16 protein-coding genes and 1 other annotated feature are annotated in these 15,657 nt (G+C 66.3%); of the genes, 12 read left to right on the forward strand and 4 right to left on the reverse strand.

Going from position 1 to position 15,657, the window contains the following annotated elements; translation table 11 throughout:
* Positions 1-22: 22 nt before the first annotated feature.
* Complete coding sequence (locus EL266_RS06955; RefSeq protein WP_084500898.1) at positions 23-1,204, reverse strand: phosphotransferase; 1,182 nt, start codon at positions 1,202-1,204, stop codon at positions 23-25.
* A 288-nt stretch (positions 1,205-1,492) separates the two neighbouring features.
* Between EL266_RS06955 and EL266_RS06960 the strand changes: the two genes are divergently transcribed.
* The 7 genes from EL266_RS06960 (at position 1,493) to EL266_RS06990 (ending at position 6,105) form a co-directional block, all read left to right on the forward strand.
* Positions 1,493-2,740, forward strand: coding sequence for a CpaF family protein (locus EL266_RS06960; RefSeq protein WP_026427317.1), 1,248 nt, complete (start codon positions 1,493-1,495; stop codon positions 2,738-2,740).
* Entirely contained in the window at positions 2,740-3,591 is an 852-nt protein-coding gene (locus tag EL266_RS06965) for a type II secretion system F family protein (RefSeq protein ID WP_026427318.1), read from the forward strand. Before EL266_RS06960 ends, EL266_RS06965 begins: the two co-directional genes overlap by 1 nt.
* A complete protein-coding gene (locus tag EL266_RS06970; RefSeq protein WP_026427319.1) occupies positions 3,588-4,514 on the forward strand; it encodes a type II secretion system F family protein in 927 nt (308 codons plus the stop codon). Before EL266_RS06965 ends, EL266_RS06970 begins: the two co-directional genes overlap by 4 nt.
* A gap of 74 nt (positions 4,515-4,588) precedes the next feature.
* A complete protein-coding gene (locus EL266_RS06975) occupies positions 4,589-4,795 on the forward strand; it encodes a hypothetical protein (RefSeq protein WP_026427320.1) in 207 nt (68 codons plus the stop codon).
* On the forward strand, positions 4,785-5,195 hold the full coding sequence (locus tag EL266_RS06980) for a TadE/TadG family type IV pilus assembly protein (protein ID WP_026427321.1): 411 nt from the start codon (positions 4,785-4,787) through the stop codon (positions 5,193-5,195). The genes EL266_RS06975 and EL266_RS06980 overlap by 11 nt, the downstream gene beginning before the upstream one ends.
* Positions 5,192-5,632 (forward strand): hypothetical protein, encoded by a 441-nt coding sequence (locus EL266_RS06985; RefSeq protein ID WP_232011976.1) that lies wholly within the window; start codon positions 5,192-5,194, stop codon positions 5,630-5,632. The genes EL266_RS06980 and EL266_RS06985 overlap by 4 nt, the downstream gene beginning before the upstream one ends.
* Positions 5,632-6,105, forward strand: a complete 474-nt coding sequence (locus EL266_RS06990; protein WP_026427323.1) for a hypothetical protein — start codon at positions 5,632-5,634, stop codon at positions 6,103-6,105. Before EL266_RS06985 ends, EL266_RS06990 begins: the two co-directional genes overlap by 1 nt.
* A 96-nt stretch (positions 6,106-6,201) precedes the next feature.
* Here EL266_RS06990 and EL266_RS06995 read toward each other — a convergent pair whose 3' ends face one another.
* Positions 6,202-6,555, reverse strand: a complete 354-nt coding sequence (locus EL266_RS06995) for a CBU_0592 family membrane protein (RefSeq protein ID WP_026427324.1) — start codon at positions 6,553-6,555, stop codon at positions 6,202-6,204.
* Between the two features lie 87 nt (positions 6,556-6,642).
* On the opposite strand from EL266_RS06995, the gene EL266_RS07000 reads away from it, so the two are divergent.
* The 4 genes from EL266_RS07000 (at position 6,643) to EL266_RS07015 (ending at position 11,078) form a co-directional block, all read left to right on the forward strand.
* Positions 6,643-7,554: a LysR family transcriptional regulator gene (locus EL266_RS07000; RefSeq protein ID WP_026427325.1), complete on the forward strand. Its 912-nt coding sequence runs from the start codon at positions 6,643-6,645 to the stop codon at positions 7,552-7,554.
* 48 nt (positions 7,555-7,602) lie between these two features.
* Complete coding sequence (prfB, locus tag EL266_RS07005; protein WP_026427326.1) at positions 7,603-8,724, forward strand: peptide chain release factor 2; 1,122 nt, start codon at positions 7,603-7,605, stop codon at positions 8,722-8,724.
* Between the two features lie 238 nt (positions 8,725-8,962).
* The gene (locus tag EL266_RS07010) at positions 8,963-10,213 is read left to right on the forward strand and encodes an ATP-binding protein (RefSeq protein ID WP_026427327.1); all 1,251 of its coding nucleotides are present in this window, start codon (positions 8,963-8,965) and stop codon (positions 10,211-10,213) included.
* Positions 10,214-10,346: 133 nt separating this feature from the next.
* Entirely contained in the window at positions 10,347-11,078 is a 732-nt protein-coding gene (locus tag EL266_RS07015) for a restriction endonuclease (protein ID WP_084500899.1), read from the forward strand.
* A gap of 364 nt (positions 11,079-11,442) precedes the next feature.
* On the opposite strand, the gene EL266_RS07020 is transcribed toward EL266_RS07015, so the two are convergent.
* Positions 11,443-12,255, reverse strand: coding sequence for an IS3 family transposase (locus tag EL266_RS07020; protein WP_408608458.1), 813 nt, complete (start codon positions 12,253-12,255; stop codon positions 11,443-11,445).
* Positions 12,218-12,319: a sequence feature (AL1L pseudoknot), on the reverse strand. It overlaps the preceding gene by 38 nt.
* A 497-nt stretch (positions 12,320-12,816) precedes the next feature.
* Positions 12,817-14,139: a pentapeptide repeat-containing protein gene (locus tag EL266_RS07025; protein ID WP_126412255.1), complete on the reverse strand. Its 1,323-nt coding sequence runs from the start codon at positions 14,137-14,139 to the stop codon at positions 12,817-12,819.
* 171 nt (positions 14,140-14,310) lie between these two features.
* On the opposite strand from EL266_RS07025, the gene EL266_RS07030 reads away from it, so the two are divergent.
* Positions 14,311-15,375 (forward strand): IS630 family transposase, encoded by a 1,065-nt coding sequence (locus EL266_RS07030; protein WP_126412021.1) that lies wholly within the window; start codon positions 14,311-14,313, stop codon positions 15,373-15,375.
* Positions 15,376-15,657: the final 282 nt, after the last annotated feature.

The raw sequence follows: 15,657 nt of genomic DNA on the forward strand, positions 1-15,657 counted from the left end.
TGGCGGTTGTTCCGGCCGGGCCTCAGTCGTCCTCGTCGTCCTCGACAGGGACCATGGTGACCTCACTGGTCGAGGCATCCGGGTCGGCGCTGACCCGCTCCCCGGGGACCGGGGCCAGCCGCGGGGTGGCCGGGGCCACGAGCGGCTCCTCGCCCACCTGGGAGGCCAGGTCCTTCAGCATCGCCACCGCATCGCTGATCACCGAGCGGCTCTGGGCGCGCACGCCATGCATGAGCCAGCGCGCCAGGCTCAGCTCGCTGACCAGCTCGGCCCGGTCCCGCAGATGCCTGTCCACGCCCTCGGAGCGGGCCACCTCATAGGCGTCCTCGATGGAGTCCAGGCAGTCCACCGGCACCGAGGAGTAGATCCACGCCATGTCCTCGGCGGGATCGCCCACATGCGCCTGGGCCCAGCCCTTGACCGCCACCACGGAGCCGCCGGCCGTCAGCACGTTCTCCTCAGCCAGATCCCCGTGGACCACCGTCGGCCTGAAGCGCCACAGCGCCGTGTCCTCCAGGGCGCCCTCCCAGCGGTTGAGCAGCGTCGGCGGCACGTGGCCGGTGGGGGCCGCGTCGTCGAGCAGGGCCAGCCAGCGCTGGCGCACCTCCTCCGCGGAGTAGACCGCCAGGCCCGACTCCGAGATCACCGAGGTCGGCATCTCATGGAGCTCGCCCAGGGCCTTGCCCAGACCCGCTGAGAGCCCGGGGCCCGGGCGCAGCGACTCCACGGCGATGGGCCGGCCCTCGATGTAGGAGCGCACCTGGATGTGGCTCCCGCCGCTGCGCAGGGAGCCGCCCGACTGGGAGACCCCGAAGGACACATGCCCCGCATCCACCACCCGTCCGATCCGCCTGAGGACCTCGGCCTCGGCATCCAGCTCCGCCCCGGTGGCCTCATCGAAGGCCTCCAGGACCTCCCAGTGGCGTCCCTGGGTGTCCACCACTCCGATGATGCTCAGCCGCTCGGTGCGCCTCTGCGGCAGGGCCAGGCGCGCCGCGTTGAGACCGGGCACAGCCACCGTGGCCAGGGCCGCCAGCGCCAGCGCCGAATGGGGCTCGGCCGGGCCGCTGGGCGCCGCCGGCCCGGCGTCCGGCGACGCCGAGTCATCCGGGGTCGTCTCCGGGGTGCCCGGTTGCGCGGGCCCGGCCGGATCGGCGGATTCGACGGCGTCGGGGGCGTCCGGGGACTGCGGAGACTGTGACATGCTCCAACCGTAGGTGAATGGCCGCCCCATCGCGGTCAGCCGCGCCAGTCACTGATGTATCGGCGCCCCACGGAAGGATGTGCCGATACCACTACAGCAGGAGTTATCCACAGGGCGGTGATTGCCTCTGGCGCCGTGACCCGGTTGTGATCTAGGGTCTGCTCGTGACGGTGATCACGAGCCGGTCGTCGTCGCAGGTCAGCGCCGATCGACGCCGATCGACGCTGATCGACACCAGGCTCACCCAGTCCTCATCCGCCCCCGCCATCCCGAGAGGCAACGAAGCCCATGGATGCCCCAGACCTCCTGCTGGCCGAGGTGCGCGAGCTCGTGCGCGCCCGCAGCATCGACCCGCTCAAGGACGGTCCCGCCCTGACCTCCCTGGTTGCCGAGGCCTCCAACGACTACCTGCGGCGCGCCGACGCCGGACTGGTCCCACCGCTGGCCGACCCTGAGGCCGCCGGCGCCCACGCCCTGGACGCCCTGGTGGGCCTGGGCCCCCTCCAGGCCTTCCTGGATGACGAGACCATCGAGGAGATCTGGATCAACGACCCCGGGCGGGTCTTCGTGGCCAGGAACGGCAGGCCGGAGCTGACCACCACCATCCTGGAGCACGAGGACCTGGAGGTCCTGGTCGAGCGGATGCTGCGGGCCTCGGGGCGCCGCCTGGACCTGGCCAGCCCCTTCGTGGACGCCCAGCTGCCCGGAGGGGAGCGCCTTCACGTCGTCATCCCGCCGATCACCTCCCAGCACTGGGCCCTCAACATCCGCAAGCACTCGGCCAGGGCCTCGCGCACCTCGGACCTGGTGCGCATGGGCTCCCTGACCAGCAGCGCCGCCGCCTTCCTGGACGCCTCGGTCCAGGCGGGCCTGAACATCCTGGTCTCGGGCGCGACCCAGGCCGGTAAGACCACGATGGTCCGGGCCCTGGCCGGCGCCATCCCCGGGGGCCAGCGCGTCATCACCTGCGAGGAGGTCTTCGAGCTGGCCCTGCGCAACCGCGACTGCGTGGCCATGCAGACCCGCCCGGCCAGCCTGGAGGGAACCGGGGAGATCACGCTGCGCCGCCTGGTCAAGGAGGCCCTGCGCATGCGCCCGGACCGCCTTCTCATCGGCGAGGTCCGCGAGGCCGAGGCCCTCGACCTGCTCATCGCCATGAACTCGGGCCTGCCCGCCATGTGCACCATCCACGCGAACTCCGCCCGCGAGGCCGTGGTCAAGATCTGCACCCTGCCGCTCCTGGCAGGGGAGAACGTCTCCAGCGACTTCGTGGTCCCCACGGTGGCCGCCGCCGTGGACCTGGTGGTCCACCTGGACCTGGACGCTCGAGGGCGGCGCGGCGTGCGCGAGATCGCCGCGCTGTCGGGGCGCGTGGAGTCCGGGATCATCGAGCTGGCCGATGTCTACCGCCGGGACGCCACCGGTCACCTGGTGCGCGGCGCGGGATTCCCCTCCGGGGCTGAGCGCTTCCGCCGCGCCGGCCACGACCTGGCCGCCCTGCTGGCCGGGTCCCACGGTGGGCAGGAGCTCACCTGATGGGCGCCATCGCGGGGCTCGTGGGCGGTGTGGGCCTCCTGCTCATCTGGCTGGCATGCACCTCCGACCCTCCCCAGTGGCGCTCGAAGCGCTCCGCTCAGCTCGCCGACCTGCTCATCCAGGCCGGGGCCGGACGCACCAGCCCCGCCATGTTCGTGGCGGGCAGCGCCGCCCTGGGCCTGGTCGTGGGCCTGGCCTTCCTCGGAGTCTCCAGGGCCTGGCCGGTGGCGGCCGCCTTCGCCGTCATCTTCTCCGGCGCCCCCTACCTGCTCGTCTCCTCGCGAGCCAGGAGCAGGCGCACGCGGCTGCGCGAGATCTGGCCCGAGGCGGTCGACACCCTGGTCTCCGGGGTGCGCGCGGGGATGAGCCTGCCCGAGGCGCTGGCCAACCTGGGCGAGCGCGGCCCCGAGGCGGTGCGCCCCCAGTTCCGCGCCTTCGCCGCCGACTATGCGGCCACCGCCCGATTCGATCACTGCCTGGACCGGCTCAAGGCGCGCTTCGCCGACCCCGTGGCCGACCGCATCGTTGAGGCCCTGCGACTGGCCCACGAGGTTGGAGGCACCGACCTGGGCAGCCTGCTTCGAGCGCTGTCGCGGATGCTGCGCGAGGACATGCGCACTCGCGGCGAGCTCCAGGCCCGCCAGTCCTGGACCGTCAACGGGGCCAAGGTCGCCGTGGCGGCCCCCTGGCTGGTCCTGGCCCTGCTGTCCACCCGCCCCCAGGCGGCCACCGCCTATGCCACGTCAGCGGGCGCCCTGGTTTTGGCGGTCGGCGGTGTGGTCTCTGTGATCGCCTACCGGCTCATGCTGCGCCTGGGCCGGCTTCCCGAGGAGGAGAGGACCCTGCGATGAGCCATCTTCTCGCCGGCTGCCTGGCAGGTCTGATGGGCGCCCTGGGGGTCTTGGCGATCGTCTCGGCGGTGCGACGGCGCCGCCCCACCCTCGTGGCGCGCCTGGAGCCCTATGTCCATCAGCACTCCACCGGCTCCGGGCTGCTGAGGGCCGCCGATGCCGACGGGCGCTCCATGACCGACATGCTCGCGGCCTCCGTCCTCAGCCTGGGAGGGGTTCTGGAGACCCTGGGCTCCTCCTCGGCCTCGGTGCGCAGCCGCCTGCAGCGCTCCGGCACGACGGTGAGCCTGGAGCAGTTCCGGCTCCAGCAGCTCCTGTGGGGCGCGGTCGCCTTCCTGGCCGCCACCGCCGTCGGCGCCCTGGCCGCATGGGCGGGATCGGCCCGGATCCCCGCCCTGGTGATCCTCGCGGTGGTGGCGGCGGTCGGCGGGGCAGCCGCCCGGGACTGGTGGCTCACCCGCGCCGTCACCCAGCGCCGCGCGCGCATCGAGTCCCAGCTGCCAGACGTCGTCGAGCTGCTCGCCCTGGCGGTGGGCGCCGGGCAGGGGCCCGTGGCCGCGATCGAGAGGGTGGTGGACCTGGGCCAGGGAGACCTGATCGACGAGCTCGCCATCACCCTGACCGACATCCGCTCGGGCACCGTCCTGACCACGGCCCTGGACCATCTCGAGGCGCGGGTGGACTGCCTGCACGTCACCCGCCTGGCCGAGGCCATCGCCGTGGCCCTGGAGCGCGGCACGCCACTGGCGGAGGTGCTGCGCTCCCAGGCGGCCGACGTGCGCGAGGCCGCGCGCCGCGACCTCATGGAGGAGGGAGGCCGCCGGGAGATCGCCCAGATGGTGCCGGTGGTCTTCCTCGTCCTGCCCATCACCGTGGTCTTCGCCCTCTTCCCCGGGCTATTCGTCCTGCGCCTGGGCCTATAGGCGCCGGACGCCGATCCCGGGGCACACCGCAGCATGACAAGCCGCAACAGTTCCCACTATCCAAGGAGACACCGATGAAAGCCCTCATCCCATGCACCACCCGGACTCGCCTGGTCGGCGCTGCCCGGAGGCTGAGGGCCCAGGAGCGGGGCGACGTCCCCGGCTGGGTCCTTGTCACTCTTATGACGGCCGGACTCGTCGTCGCCCTGTGGGCGGTGGCCGGCACCACCCTGACCCAGGTCTTCCTCGATGCCATCGGCAAGGTCACCGGTGCGATCTGAGGACCACGGCGAGCAGGGCTCGGCGGTTGTGGACTTCGTGCTGGTGGGCACGCTCATCCTGGCCGTCGTCATCGCCCTGCTCCAGGTGGCCCTGGGACTGCATGCCCGCAATGTCCTCATCGATGCCGCCGGGGAGGGGGCGCGGCGGGCGGCCCTGGTCGGGGGAACCGAGGCCGAGGCCGAGGCGCGCGTGCGGGCCCTGGCGGACGCCGCCCTGGCTGAGGGCTATGTGGACACCGTCTCCGTCACGCGCACCAGGGCCCAGGGCATCGGCGTCGTCGAGGTCCGGGTCACCGCGCCCTTCCCGGTCCTCGGGCTCCTGGGGCCGGGCGGGGCCCTGAGCGTGACCGGACATGCTGTCGATGAGACCTCGCTGGTCGGCGTCGAGGGGCTGCCGTGAGCCCGCGGCTGCGCTCCTGGGCGCGAGCGGAGGCACTGGCCGAGGAGCGGGGCAACGCCTCGGTGGAGTTCATCGGCTGGACAGTCATGCTGGTGGTCCCGGTCCTCTACCTGATCGTGGCACTGTCCCAGATCCAGGCGGCCTCCTTCGCGGTGGTCTCAGCCGCCGATGCCGCCACCCGGGTCCTGGAGGTCGACACCTCCGATCAGGCCGTGGTCCGGGCCCATGCCGCAGCCGGCCTGGCCCTGTCAGACCAGGGCATCGACGTCGACCCGGCAAGCGCCGTGTCCCTCGAATGCGCGGGAACCTGCGCCCAGGGGGCGGTTCTGCGGGTGGAGGTCGGCGTGGATCTGCCGGGGCTGGGGGCGATCGGGGCAGGGCGCCAGGCCGTCGTCGTTCACGCCCAGCGCGCCGTGGACTTCCCGGAGGAGGGGTGATGAGGCGCGCGATGAGCAGCGCCCTGGCCTGGGTGCGTCGCGAGGAGGGCCAGACCCTGATCCTCGGGATCGGCACGATCGCGGTGGTCCTCGCCCTGATCCTGGTCACCGCCTCGGCGACCGCCGTCTACCTGGATGTCAAGACCCTGACCTCCTTGGCGGACTCGGCGGCGGCCGCCGGCGCCAATGGGGTGGGGGAGGAGGAGTACTTCGACGGCGAGGCCGGGCCTTTGCTCGGCGTCCTGACCGACGAGTCCGTTCAGGAGGCCGCGGTCCAGGACCTCACCCACCAGGCCCGGGCCGTGGAGATGGAGGGGCTGCGGATCGTGAGGGCAGAGGCCTCGGACAGCACGACCGCCATGGTGACGCTGCAGGCCTACTCCCGCCCGCCGTTCCTTCCCTGGGGGATCCTGCCCGCCGAGGGGATCACGATCACCGCCACCGGAAGCGCCCGGGTGACCACGGTGAACTGAGGGGCCCAGTGCGGCCAACCCCGGGCGATCGCCCCGGGGAACGACGGCGGGGCCGGCGGATCTCCGCCGGCCCCGCGCTCCCCGGGTTCAGGACTCTCAGACGGTCTCGGCAGGGGCCATCGCAGGGATGGGGGCGGTGCCGGGGCGGCGCAGGCGGAGGTGCATGCCCGCGGCCCTGCGGCGCAGGAGCCGGGTGATGTAGCTGCGCTTGACGGTCAGGAGGATGTTGATGCCCACCACCAGGTAGAAGAAGTTCGCGATGACGCTGGGCCAGGCGCCCGTGAAGGCGCAGTTGATCATGAGCAGCACCGAGCCGGAGATGTTCAGGGCCTGATACTTCAGCGAGTCGCCGGCCAGGTTGCCGCGGGAGACCAGGACGTAGGCGTAGAGCAGGGCGGCGGCGCCGGCCCAGGCGCCGACGCTGATGAGGTGGGGGAGCAGATCGTGCATGAGAGGATCGTGGACCCTTCGCCACTGAAGATCAATCGCAGGTATGAGCATGGGGCATGTAGTAGAACTGAAGTACACTCATCCGTGATGGATATTTCACCGAATCGTCTCTCGATCCTCCTGGCCGTCCATCGAGCAGGGGGAGTGGTGGCGGCTGCCGAGACCCTCCAAGTCAGCCCCTCGGCCGTCTCCCAGCAGATCCGCCAATTGGAGCGGGAATGCGGCTCTCGGATGCTCCACAGATTCCCCACCGGGGCCACGCTGACGCAGGCCGGCCGCATCCTGGCCGAGACCGCGGAGCGCATCGAGGCGGAGTTGACCACAGCGAGACGAGAGCTCGCTGATCTTGATGAAACCGTGCCCTCCGGCGTGGTGCGCGTGGGCTCCTTCGCCTCGGCCGTGCGCGCCCTGCTCCTGCCCCTGCTCACCGTCCTGGAGGAGACCCGGCCCGGCCTGGAGCTGGTCGTCGAGGAGGCCGAGGAGGCGGCGGCCCTGCCCCGGCTGCGCCGCGGGGAGCTGGACCTGGTGCTCCTGGAGCGCGACGAGCACACCCTGCCCCGCGCCCCCCGGGGCATGGCCGATGCGCCGATGCTGGACGAGGCCTGGCTCGTCGTCGTTCCCCCCGAGCAGCCCGCGCCCACCACCTTGGCCGATCTGGTCCGCGCCACCTGGATCGACATGGCCCCCTCCACGGCCGGGGCCTTCGCCCTGGATCGCCTGGAGAGGCATCTCGGAACGCCCCTGACCACCCGGCATGTGGCCTACGACTACGACGTGGTGCTGGCCATGGTCAACCAGGGCCTGGGATGCGCGCTGCTGCCCGAGCTGGCCGTCTACGCCGGTGACGTTCCCGAGGGGGTGGGGGTGGCGCGCCTGCCGGGCCTGGGCACTCGCCAGCTCGTGGTGCGCCACCGCTCCACGCGCACCGAGCCCGGGCCCGCCACGCGCGCCGTCCTTGAGGCGCTGCTCCAGCAGGCCCAGAGCCTGGAGCTGGGCTGAACAGCCCGGTGGGAGGATGCGGCAGCGACCCTGCCGTAGACTCCAGGCGTGGCCACTGACTTTCCCGCGCAGATTGAACGACTTCGACACACCTACGCCTCCATCGCGGCGGTGACGGACCCTGAGGCGCTGCGTGCGCGCATCGCCGAACTCTCCGAGCAGGCCTCAGCGCCGGACCTGTGGGATGACCCCGACGCCGCCCAGGCGGTCACCTCCGCCCTGTCCCATGCCCAGGCCGACCTCAAACGAGTCGAGTCCCTGGCCGGGCGCATCGAGGACCTGGAGGCCATGGTCGAGCTGGCCGCCGAGGAGGAGGGCGAGGACGCCGCCGAGATCCTGGCCGAGGCGGAGTCGGACCTGACGGTGATCGGCAAGGACCTGGCCGACCTGGAGATCCGAACCCTGCTGTCCGGCGAGTACGACCAGCGCGACGCCGTGGTCACCATCCGCTCGGGCGCCGGGGGAGTGGACGCCGCCGACTTCGCCGAGATGCTGCTGCGCATGTACACCCGGTGGGCCGAGCGCCACGACTACGCCGTCAAGGTCCTCAACACCTCCTACGCCGAGGAGGCGGGACTGAAGTCGGTGACCTTCGAGGTCCACGCCCCCTACGCCTACGGGACCCTGTCCGTGGAGGGCGGCACGCACCGCCTGGTGCGCATCAGCCCCTTCGACAACCAGGGAAGGCGCCAGACCTCCTTCGCCGCCGTCGAGGTCATCCCGCTCATCGAGTCCACCGACCACATCGAGGTCCCCGAGACCGATATCCGCATCGACGTCTTCCGCTCCTCGGGGCCCGGCGGCCAGTCCGTCAACACCACGGACTCCGCCGTGCGCATCACCCACCTGCCCACGGGCCTGGTGGTCTCCATGCAGGACGAGAAGTCCCAGATCCAGAACCGGGCCGCGGCCATGCGCGTGCTCCAGTCCCGCCTGCTCCTGCTCAAGCAGCAGGAGGAGGACGCCAAGAAGAAGGAACTGGCCGGGGACATCAAGGCCTCGTGGGGGGACCAGATGCGCTCCTACGTCCTCAACCCCTACCAGATGGTCAAGGACCTGCGCACCAACCACGAGGTCGGCAACCCCGACTCGGTGTTCGACGGCGATATCGACGGCTTCATCGACGCCGGAATCCGGTGGCGTAAGCAGCAGGAGCAGGGCGAGGACTGAGCCGGCGGGACGGGGCCGCACGCCGTCGCTGTCCGCATCGGCATGGGCCGTGATCCCCATGGGGGTCACGGCCCAATCTGCGCTGCGAGCCTGGCTGCGACCTTCCGGTATCCGATGCCGCCTCCGCAGCGGCGTCACTGGAGTGGTGTGCTAAAGGTAGTGTAGAAACCGTGCTAACGGTAGCGTAGAGACCAGGTTAGAGGTAGGGTAGAAGTCATGTTGGAGGTAGTGTAGGTAGATGGCGTACCTGGTCAGAACCCTTGATCGCGAGCTCGACGAGTTGCTTCCCCTGACGTCCGCCATCGCCATTGATGGGCTCAAGGGCGTCGGCAAGACAGAGACCGCTCTGCGTCGGTCCGACACCGCCTGGTACCTCGACAATCCCGCGCAGCGGAGCATCATCGAGGCGGACTTCGATCTGACATCGGCGCCCACCGGCACTCTTCTCATCGATGAGTGGCAGCTCCTTCCGCAGGTGTGGGACTCCGTCCGGCGCGACGTCGATCGTGGAGCAGCACCGGGACGATTCCTCCTCACTGGCTCAGCGACGCCGGCCAGCGCTGGCGGGACGCACAGCGGGGCGGGCAGGATCCTCTCCCTGCGGATGAGGCCCATGGCCTTGCATGAGCGCGGCGCCGCCGTGCCCACGGTCTCCATCGCCGATCTGCTCGCCGGGACTCAGGGTGAGATCAGGGGGGATACCACGTTCACCGTGGTGGACTACGCCCGGGCCATCACCTCCAGTGGCATGCCTGGCATCATGTCTGCTCCGCCTCGCCTCCAGAGGGGAATGCTTGACGCTTTCCTGCAACGGATCATTGACAGAGACCTTCCCGACCAGGGCTTCACCGTCCGGCGCCCCGAGGTGCTGCGCCGCTGGCTTGCGGCATACGCAGCTGCCACGTCAACCACGACCGCCTACTCACGTCTCCTGGATGCGACGACCGCAGGCGACGGATCGCAGCCGGCAAAGTCGACGACGATCGCCTACCGGGACCACCTGACCAGGTTGTGGCTGCTCGACCCCGTGCCGGGCTGGGTGCCCGCGAACAACCAGATTCGTCGCCTCCAGCAGGCGCCCAAGCATCACCTGGCGGATCCTGCGCTGGCCGCGCGCGTTCTCGACCTGTCTGACCGGGCGTTGCTCGGTCCTGCCGGCGCGCACATGATGGGCCCTCTGTTCGAGTCCCTGGTCGCGCTCGGCGTCCGAGTCGCGGCGCAGGCAGCCGAGGCCACGGTCAGCCACCTCCGGACTGGCAATGGCAACCATGAGATTGATCTGATCGTTCAGGGAGTTGAGGGGCAGATCCTGGCGATCGAGGCCAAACTCGCCGCGGCCGTCTCCGACGCTGATGTCCGCCATGTGCTGTGGCTGCGCGAGCAGATGCCGGATCGCGTCGTCGACCTGGTGGTGGTGACCGCCGGAACCACCGCCTACCGGCGACCCGACGGGGTGGCCGTCGTCCCCCTGGCGCTCCTGGGGGCGTAAGAAGCAGGGTTCGTATGAGATCTCTTCCTGTACTCCACACCGCTACTTGAGATATGAGAGCATTTTCGTAAGTAGTCCAGATGAGTCTCGTCGCAGGTTTGAAGTATGCGGAGTCTTCGCGTAAAGTAACTTCATGGCGATGCCCCCATTTTATCACAGAATAATTACAACATGGCAGGAGGCTGAATTTAATGCGCTCCGATGGATGCGAGGGTGGGGTTATATTGACGCAGCGTTAACTAAAGATGGAGCGGATGGTGGCTTGGATGTTGTCAGTTCGCAGGCAGTCGCCCAAGTTAAGTTTTATTTGAATTCCAAACCCGTTGGTCGACCAGAGGTTCAGCAGCTTGTGGGGGCTGCGATCGCGGGTATGCGGCGACAGATTTTTTTCTTTACCTCCAGCACCTACACTCGCAACGCGATCGAATATGCGAATATGACTGGTGTCCTCCTGTTTACCTATGACCTCGATGGGCGAATGTGTGCGGTGAATCACCATGCGGTCGCCTTCGTTCGTGCCCGTGCTCGAGCAAGTGCCGCGTCATATAACTTTAAGCCCCACCCGAACGGGCGTAGTCCTGGGGGAGTGCGTCCCTATGGAGGTTTTGGCCGCAACGCGACCGAGAAGAACACTTTCAATAACTGGGCGTTGGGTCTGGCGATCTTCGGGATCTGCTGCTTCCCCACGGCGATTGCCGGCGCCATCATGGGGTACCAGGGCAAGCAGGCGGCCGAGCAGGGTCGTGCGACGAACGGCGGCGTGGCGCAGGCTGCTTTCCTCATCGGTATCATCTTTGCGGTGCTCGGAATCCTTGGGTTTTTTTCCCAGATGTCTGCCGGGGAGGTCTCGAGTGTCAGCGGTTGAGCCATCGCAACCAGCAGTGTGGTGGCATCTCCTGGGCCTCGATACCGCCTCGCCAGACGCGGCGCGGCCGTCCATGCGGCAGTGCTCGTTCCCGAAGTGGTGATCGTCACCAGAGTGCTCGCTGGCAACTCGGTCAGCGGGGAGTTGGACGGATACGGACCTGCCGTCGCGTGTGTGGGGGCGGAAAACGCCCTCGGGCCTGACTCATGACACCTGGGTTGGTTTTCGGGGGTCCTGTTCTCGTTGAGATTCCGGGAGTGAAGCGCCCTGGGTTTCGTTCCGTGGTCAGGACGCAACGGGCGCTGGGTCCTGCTGGTGAGTGTACTGGGCTTCGACTTCGGCCGGGGTGGTGTAGCAAAGCGCCTCATGCAACCGGGCCGTGTGTTCCACCAGTGGACCCAGCCCATGGTGGCCAGCTCGACGGCCTGGGTGGACTCCCAGAGGCGCTGGGAGCCGATGAGCTCGGTCTTGTAGAGCCCGTTGACTGTCTCGGCCAAGGCGTTGTCGTAAGAGTCGCCCACGGAAGCCTGGCGAGGCGGTCACCGGCGGTGACCAGCGCATCCGAGTAGGCCAGAGAGACGTACTGAGCCCCGCGGTCGCTGTGATGAACCAGGCCCTGTCGGCTTGCGGCGGCGCCGGTGGAGGCCAGAGCATGCTCCAGGGCCAGCAGCGGCAGCCCGGCAGTGTGCAGGGACCCTGAGACCGCCCACCCCACGATACGCCGGGAGCAGCAGGCATCGGTGATGAACGCGGTGTAGCAGAACCCCGACAGCGTCCTGACATAGGTGATGTCAGCGACCCACAGCTGATGAGGACGCTCTGGGGTGAACTGCCGCTGGACCAGGTCAGGGCGAGTATCGGGGTCACCGGCTGGGCGGGTAGTGACCGGCTTGCGACCACGACGCACCCCCTGCAGCCCGGCGACGCGCATGAGCCGAGCTGTTTGGTCACGACCGATCTGCCAGCCAGCGCGGAGCATCGCCTGGTGCATCTTCCGCACCCCGTAGACCGAGTAGTTCTGCGCATGGATCCGCTTGATCTTGGGCAACAAGGCCTCATCGCGCAGGGCCGGTCGAGGCCGGACGGGACTTCGCGGCCCGGTAGCCGCGGGAGGTGATGAACCCACACTCTGTCGCACGCAGGGTGCGGCAGATGGCCTCGACCCCGAACTGATCACGATGCTCGTCGATGAACCGGATCATTTCGTCGTGGGGCGGTCGAGCTCCGCTGCGAAAAACGCCGAAGCCTTCCGCAGGATCTCGTTGGCGCGGCGCAGCTCGAGGTTCTCCCTGCGCAACCGGCGCAGCTCCCTACTGACTCCTCAGTAGCCGGCCCAGGGGCCTGACCGCGATCTATGCTGCGCTGCTTCCACCAGTTGCGCAGAGTGTGGGGCGAAATCCCGCCCAGGGCCTGGCCCACCGCGGTGCAGGCCGCCCAGCCCGAGCACTGCTCGGACTGGATTGTCTCCTCGATGAGCTGCAGGGCCCGGGCCTTGAACTCCGGGGTGTACTTCTGGGGCATGTTCCGATCCTCCTTGAGGAAGTAGCCCGGAACGAAACCCAGGGCGCTTCAGTACACTCACCAGCAGGACCCAACACCCGTTGCATCCTGACCATGGAGCGAAACCCAGGACGCTTCACACAACCTCCCACCCCTCTGACCAGAATCGTTGCTAGACCCTATGACACCGCCCTTCACCGCTTGACACCAAGAACACGAAGAGCTGAGATAGACTAAATCACTTGTCAGAATTGTTTTTGATCGCCCCTGGCGGCAGCCCATTGCACAGAGGTGTCCCTGGAGGAAATGTGGATTGACTGAATCGTTTCTCGCTGAAGGTTGCATTGAAGAATGTCGGAGATTCCGGTGCGCCGATTTCTTCGAAGCTAGTGTCGCCATAAAAAATGCTACCATCAAATCGAGTTACTCCCATAAAAGTGCTCGAATCGAAGCGACATGAACGGGCGAAAGTGACGTTATCGAAACTGCAGTCATGCAGAAATTTAACATTTCCAAAAAATGCATGGCGGTAGAATGTGGCGTCCCTGAAAACACATTCACCGGTGAACACTGATTCGGTGAACCTCGCGTCTCGGGTGAAAATTGTTCCATCAAAATGCGAGCTTTTCGCAAAATGGGTGCGATAGAAAAACGCCTTGCCTTGGAATGATGAGCGCGCAAATAGGGCTGCACCGTAGAACATGGCAGATTCGAATTCGGTCTCTTCGGTGAATTCGCACTCACCGAATTGAGTCTCTTGGTGGAAGTACGACGAGATAAATACAGAGTTAGCGTAGAACTTACTGCGATTGAAGTACACCTCTCTGTCGAAATTACTACCCGCAAAACCGGCATAATCGCAAAATTCTGCTCTGGCGAAGTTTGTCTCTCCTTGAAATTGACAAGAATCAAAAATAGACATCCCCCTGAAGGTTGCATCGTGAGCATTTAGGTCGCTATAGAAACGTGTCCCCTTGAAGTTGCATTCCCCCATGAATTCGGCGCCGCTAATGTCTATTGCCTCAGCGAATGTCGTGTTGGTCGAGTCGAGAGAGTGCCAGTAGGTGCGGCGAAACTTAAGATTTTCGGTAATTTTTGCGCCATGAATGTCTATGAGACAATTGCTCCATGGTCCAGGGGTGGTTACGGGGAATTTGTGTTTATTTTCGTTCTGCTTTGATCGTAGATGCTCAGCTATGACGTTGAGGATAGTGGACTCGACAGCTCCATCGGCGCTTAGGGGCTTGTTGGGGTCAGGGACTCCGGCTTCGTCATTGGCGTAACGTGTGTTGCCATCCTTGTCCTTGAGGAGACGGTCGGTGCGGAGGTAACCGCAGAGGATGTCGACTACGCGCTGATTGTAACTGCCGCCGTAGGTGTCGGCTACATTCGTTAAAGCATGTACGCCGGCAATCCGCACCTGAGGTGATTCTGAGCCAAGTTGCTCGACCGCAGCCGAAAGTTTTTCGTCGGCTTCGCCTCGTTCAAGCGACGATCGTTCCCGGAACTTGATGACCAGGTAGCCGATAGCGCTGATGCCGCCCAGCGCCGTGAGCGTCACCTTGACCTGTTCGAGTGGGGATGTTTCTGCGCCGAGTGTCCAGTTCGCGAGGAAATAGTGTCTGGGGCTCCAGATCCAACCAAGCAGCGTATATGGCCGAAATTAAACAAAACCGTATTCCGGGGCTTTCTGGGCTGGATATGACGGCACCTTTCGTTGTAGAATTTCTTCATGCACGTGGTTGTGACAGACGAGGAGCAGCAGGTCCTTATCAGGTGGAAGAAGCGAGGTGACTCCCTCATTCTCATCCGGTTGAAAGCTGAGGCTATTCTCTACGCCTCGCACGGCGTTGACCTGGATTTCATTGCGGAGATGGTGGGGCGCACGGTGAGGACTGTTAAGGAGTGGTTGGCGTCTTGGCGTGTCAGCCGTCTGCATTCGGTGGTCACCGGTCATAAGGGAAATCAGAATGCGGCCAAGCTCACCCGCGAGCAGAAGGAGCAGCTCAAAGAGGTTCTGAGCCGGCCACCGTCACAGTCCGGCATCAAGGCGGACTTCTGGGATGTTCCCGCCCTGGCTGACGTGGTGAGGACCAGATTCGACGTGGAGTACGAGTCGGACTCCTCCTACCGGCTGCTCATGCACTTTGCGGGCATGAGCTTCAAGCTGCCCGACCCCTTTGACAAGCGCCGCGACGAGGAGGCCATCACCAAGCGGATGGCCCAGATCCAAGACGAGGTCGCAGACCTCCTGAGCGACGGGTGGGAGGTGTACGCGGCCGATGAGGTGCGCGTGGAGCACGAGGCTGAGACCCGCCGCATGTGGTTGCCCCAGGGTAAACGAACGAAGATCTACGTGGACCGCACCCGCAACGCCTGCTCCTTCTTCGGCGCACTGTCCCTGAGATCCAAGAAGGTCAAGGTCTACCCCATCGAGGGCAACCAGAACACCGAGAAGATCCTCTCCTGCCTGACTCGCCTGGTGCGCGAGACCGATAACGACAAGATCGCCGTGGTTCTCGACAATGCCGGGTTCCACCACGCCAAAGCGCTAAGAGAGCAGCTTCAGCCCGGAGGCCGGCTCGAGAGCCTCAAGCTCATCTACCTGCCGCCCTACGCACCCGACCACAATCCGGTCGAGCACGTCTGGAACACCGCCAAAGGCACAATCGCGAACATCCAGAGAGACACCCCCGAGGAGACCTACACCGCATTCATGGGCTACATCAACACCCGCACCTTCGACTACGACTTCGAACACCTCCCAAACATCACGCCAGCACACGATCTTGTTTAATTCTGGCCATAGACCCAAAGCATCAGAGCGATCCACAGCCCGATGGTTGTGAACAATGAGCGCGTGGTCAGCCATTCCCAGCAGTTTCGCAGCCAAGGCCAGGGATGGTCAAGGCACCAGTTGCGTACTCGCAAAATAGCATGCTTCATGACGTTTTCTCCTTTTGGGGTGCTGAATATTTTTCAGGATATGTTATATCGGAAGGTTATTTAGGGGATGAGGGGTTCGGCGTGTTGACTGGGTGACGGCTCGTTGGTCTGAGAGAATCAAGTTGCAACATAA

It is taken from the genome of Actinomyces slackii, from assembly GCF_900637295.1.
In the GTDB taxonomy this organism is placed as follows: Bacteria; Actinomycetota; Actinomycetes; order Actinomycetales; family Actinomycetaceae; genus Actinomyces; species Actinomyces slackii.